This window comes from Janthinobacterium violaceinigrum (assembly GCF_009208555.1).
GTDB lineage: Bacteria > Pseudomonadota > Gammaproteobacteria > Burkholderiales > Burkholderiaceae_D > Janthinobacterium > Janthinobacterium violaceinigrum.
Genome location: NZ_WFLI01000078.1, coordinates 1 through 4477, shown reverse-complemented (window position 1 = coordinate 4477; position 4477 = coordinate 1). Strand labels below are relative to the sequence as shown.

3 protein-coding genes are annotated in these 4477 nt (G+C 68.3%); all 3 read right to left on the bottom strand.

The window, feature by feature from the left end:
* The coding region (locus GCN75_RS28620) for a pyridoxal phosphate-dependent aminotransferase family protein (RefSeq protein ID WP_152285362.1) at positions 1 to 828 on the bottom strand (828 nt) is incomplete at its 3' end.
* Positions 829 to 848: 20 nt separating this feature from the next.
* The gene (locus tag GCN75_RS28615) at positions 849 to 3011 is read right to left on the bottom strand and encodes a hypothetical protein (RefSeq protein WP_152285361.1); all 2163 of its coding nucleotides are present in this window, start codon (positions 3009 to 3011) and stop codon (positions 849 to 851) included.
* A gap of 10 nt (positions 3012 to 3021) precedes the next feature.
* Positions 3022 to 4374: a hypothetical protein gene (locus GCN75_RS28610; protein WP_152285360.1), complete on the bottom strand. Its 1353-nt coding sequence runs from the start codon at positions 4372 to 4374 to the stop codon at positions 3022 to 3024.
* Positions 4375 to 4477 lie beyond the last annotated feature (103 nt).

Below are 4477 nucleotides of genomic sequence, written 5' to 3'. Positions count from 1 at the left end.
CCAGCAAGACCAGCACCAGGCGGTAAAAGGTGATGGCCGTGGGTCCGCCAGCCTGGCGCGCAAGGCGTCGCCGTGGCGCGCATTCAGGGCCAGCGCGTGCCGCGCCGCCGCCAGCACGGCCACCGAAGGGGGACTGGCATGCACGCGCGTCTGGCTGTGCGCCTCGAAGCGCCGCAGCAGGGCGCCGCAGCCGGCCAGCACGGCCAGCGGTACGCCCAGGCCCTTGGCCAGCGAGGCGCCCACGATCAGGTGGCCGCCCGCCTTATCGTAGCCGCCCGGCAAGCCATGCAGCCGCGCCGAGCCGCCGCCAGATGCACCCGCCACGCCCAGCACCTGCGTGTCGTCCAGCAGCAGATAGCCTCCGCCCTGGCGCGCCAGGGCCGCATACGCGGCCAGCGGCAAGACTTGCTCGCTGCCCGGCACATAGCCATCGGCCAGGATCAAGGGACGCCGACCCTGCCTGCCCCAGGCCGCCGCCAGGCTCTGCAGCACCGCCACCTCGCCGCTGGGAAAGACGCGCAAGGGCAGTCCCAACGCCTGCGCCCGCTCCGCGCCCCAGCGCGCGATGGCGTAGCTGCCGCCATCGACAAGGATCACGAGCCGCTCGGCAGCCAGCAGGCCGAACAGGTCCCAGAACAGGTGCAGGGTCGACGGCAGCACGCAAGCCGCCTCGCAGCCTTGCAGCGCCGCCAGGCTTGCTGCCAGGGCTTGCGCGCCCGGCGGCTCGCGCAGGGCCGCCGGCTGGCCCAGGGTCAGGCTGTGCCACGGCGCCAGCCGGGCCGACGGATGACGCATGCCCAGGTAGAGGGCACTGGTGAAGTCGAGCATGCACGCGCCTCGCCCCCGCCCTAGACGCTGCGCAGCTGCTGGCTCAGGCGCTGGCGCAGCAACACCGAGGGCATCGTCGCTTCGACCACCGGGTCGCTGCTGTCGACGGACAAATCCACCCCGGTAGCGGCGCGGTAGCCGTGGATGTAGCCCTGCACTTGGGGGCGCCAGAAACGCGCCCAGTTGAATGCCTGGGTCGGCTCATAGATGTCGCTCCAGTTGCCATAGCGCACGGAGAGCAGCAATTGCTCGCCAAAGATGGCCAGGTTACGGAAATGCATCACGCTCGTATCCGTCCAGCCCTGCAGTTTCTTCATGGCGTCGACCCTGTCCATCCACGGTTCCGGATACGCCACCATCACGCGCGTGGGCAGGAATTCGCGGAACTCGGGCCGCGCCAGCATCCATTGCTGCATCAGCATCTCGATGCGCGCCGTCGACGGCAAGTCGCCAAACTGGTTGTGCGCGCCCTGCGACAGGATCAGGTGGATTTCCTTCAAGGCATTCAGCACGGGGAAGGCGTCCGCCTTGACGGTGGTGTCGTCGTCCTGCTTGTAGAACGAGGTGAGCAGGCGCAGCAAATGGTGGAACGCTTCGAGGAATTTCGAGCGGCTGTCGGCTGGCCGGAAATGCTGTACCGCCTTGCCGTCGAGGCGCACGCCGTAGTGGTGGTCGTACTCGTAATTGCGGCGCACCACGGTCAGCCGGTGCTGCTCATCCTGGGTATATCCCCACAGCAAGTTGTTCAGCGGACGCAACATGTCGATTTCCGTGTTCGACAGGGGATCGAGGCCGCTGCCCGGCGCGCGCAGGTTCTGGAAGCGCTGCGTGATGGCGTTCATGGTCTGCACCAGCATGCCCTCTTCGTGCCAGTACGACCAGATCAGTTCCAGCAGGCAAGGGTTCGCCAGCTTTTCCTGGATGATGCCAAAACACAGGTCCACCTCGCCTTCCTGGCCGTGCGGGATGCTGATGGGAATGTCGGGCAGCTTGCGGCGGATCACGGCCAGGTAGGGCAAGGTCTGGAAGCCGTCGATATTTTCCAGGTAATCGTTGCGCAGCACGGTTTCCAGGTCGCGCCCCTGGGGAATGTCGCGCCGGTCCAGGTAGGCGTTGTCCTCGGTCGGATTGAAGGCCAGCGGCTGGTTCAGCACGCCGCAATTGACCATCACGAACGCTTCCGTCGCCACTTTCAGCACGCGGTAGGAATCGGAATCGGAAAACGGCAGCGCGCGGCGCTGCTTGAGCTGCTGGAACGTGTCGGCTTTTTTCACGAAGCGTTCCTGTTCGAAGCCGCGCACATTGGCCAGGTCGCCGCAAAACAGGCTGTCCATGAAATGCAGGTAATTCGTAAACGACATCGCTTCGGTGCTGTTGCGTATCAGGGTCCACAGCGGCAAGTCTTCCGTCGGCTCCGTTTCCGTGCGCGTCAGCGACACGCCCACATTGCCGGAGATGGGCGTGGGCTGGCGCTCTTCCGTCTCGTACTCCGCATCCAGCGCCAGCATGGCGTTCGGACTCAGCCCTTCCGGCACAGGCAGGATACTGCGCAGGTCGGACCGCTGCGACAGCATCATCTGCGCCATGAAACGGTGCATGCCGACGCGCCGCACGGGTGTGGAAAAGGCGTTCTGCGTGCCGCGCATGGGCACCCATGGCGCGGCGGCCAGCACCTGCACCTGGTCGCGCCCGTCGGCGCTTTGATCGCCGTCAAACGAGACGGTGGCCACGGCGCGGTCGCCCACCCTGCCGAACTGGCAGTCGCTGGGTTGGCAGTCCGGCGTTTCAAACGCCAGCGCCACCTGCGGGTTGAGCTGCGGCTTGAAGCACAGCACGGCGCTGCAGCCCGCTTGCACCGTCACGCACTGGGGCGCCGTGGCAGGAAAATTGCCATACACGCCCACGTAGCTGCCCGTCGCCAGCTCGGAAAATACGGTGCTGCCACGCCCATCCGTCCAGCGCACGCCCACCAGCATGGCGGGGTCGGCTTGCCAGGCGGCGGCATTGAAATCATGGCAGTCGGCCTGGGCGCCCCGGTACAGGCTGATGGCGGCGTTGACGACCATGGCCCCGCTGTTCTGCTCGTGCACGGTGACGGCGATGCTGCCGCCCTGCCGTTGCGGGCCCGCCCGGCCCGCCGCCCCGCCCCTGCTGCTCATCTTGTTGCTCATCTTGCTGCTCATGTCATTCTCCTCAATGGATAATCAAACGGGTTGCCAGGGGCGGCAGCCTGCCGGACTGGCGGCCATGCCGCACGACATCGGCGCACAGCTCCGACGTGTCCAGGGTGCTGCGCAGGGCCCAGTGGGTCAGCAAGCGCCCCAGCAACTCGCTTTCGTCTTCCGGGCTCAAGGTGCCGCTGGCGCGCGCCTGGCCCAGCACGGCAAATACCAGGGTCGGCGTGGCCTGGTACATCTGCGCCGGCGCCAGCGTCCAGCTGCGGAACAGCTGCGCCAGCATGGCCGGCTGGCGCGCCTGCACGGCCATGGCTTCGGCCAGCGAGCTGCCGCGCAAGGCGGGCGGCCGGTGCTGCACCAGCACGCCGACCAGGGCCGCCATGCTGGCCTGCAGCTGCTCCAGCAGACGCTGCCGGGCCGGCGGCAAGTCCGTCAGCGGGTAGTACGACAGCCACAGCTGCTCCAGCCGGTTCCATTGCGGATGCGGATACAATGCCCGCCCCATGGCGCAGCTCAGGCGCACGCGCAGCCATGGCACCGGGTGGGGGTCGTCGACATTGAGGCGGAACACAAACACGCGCGGCAGGCTGACCACGCCGATCAGGCCCAGGGTGGCGGCCACGCCCACGCGCGCCAGCGACCAGAAATCGGCCACGATCTCGGATATCCACCGCTCCCACAGCTGCCACACGTGCACGGGGCCGCTGCCGCCGTGCTGCATGGCTTGCAGCACGGGGCGCAGGGACGCCACCAGGTCCAGCAGCGCCGCGCCCTGGTGCCCGACCTCGTGCACCAGGGACGAGGCGATGCTGCTGCCGATCATGCGTTCGCGCGGCAGGCGGATGATGGCGACGGGATTGTCGCCGCCGCCCGGCAGGCGCGTGCGTGCGCGGCGGATGGCCGCGCCCGGTCCCCGGTCCAGGTAGCAGATGACGGGCGGCGCCTGGTACACCTCGCCGGGCAGCGCCAGCGCGTCGGCGGCAACGATGTCGAGGCCGGCCAGCCACACGCCCGTCTTGTGCTCGCTGCGCTGCGTGATGACTTCGTTGAACAGGTCGAACTGGGTCAGCGCGGCATTGAATTTCAGGCGCAGGAAAGTGAAGCGGCGCTGCGCCTCGGCAGCCGTGGCCATGCTGGCGCCGTCGGCCTGCTCGCGCCGCAGCCACCACTGGAACTGGGCCACCATGCGCCGCAACTCGCGCCGGCCCTGCACCAGCTGGCTTTCGATGGCCGACTGGGCGCTGGGCATCAGGGCGGCCGCCAGCACCGTCGGCTCGATCAGCGCGAACGGTTCCAGCCGCGCCAGCCGCGTCAGCAGCGAGCGCGCCTCCTGCGCCAGCATCCAGGCAGCGTAAGCGCCGATGGCCATGATGTCAGACGCCGTACAGGACGATCTTGTGGCCCTGGCGCGCCCAGCGCCCGCTGGCGGGACGCATGCCGGCCTGGCTGCGCACGCCGGCCGGCGCCATGCC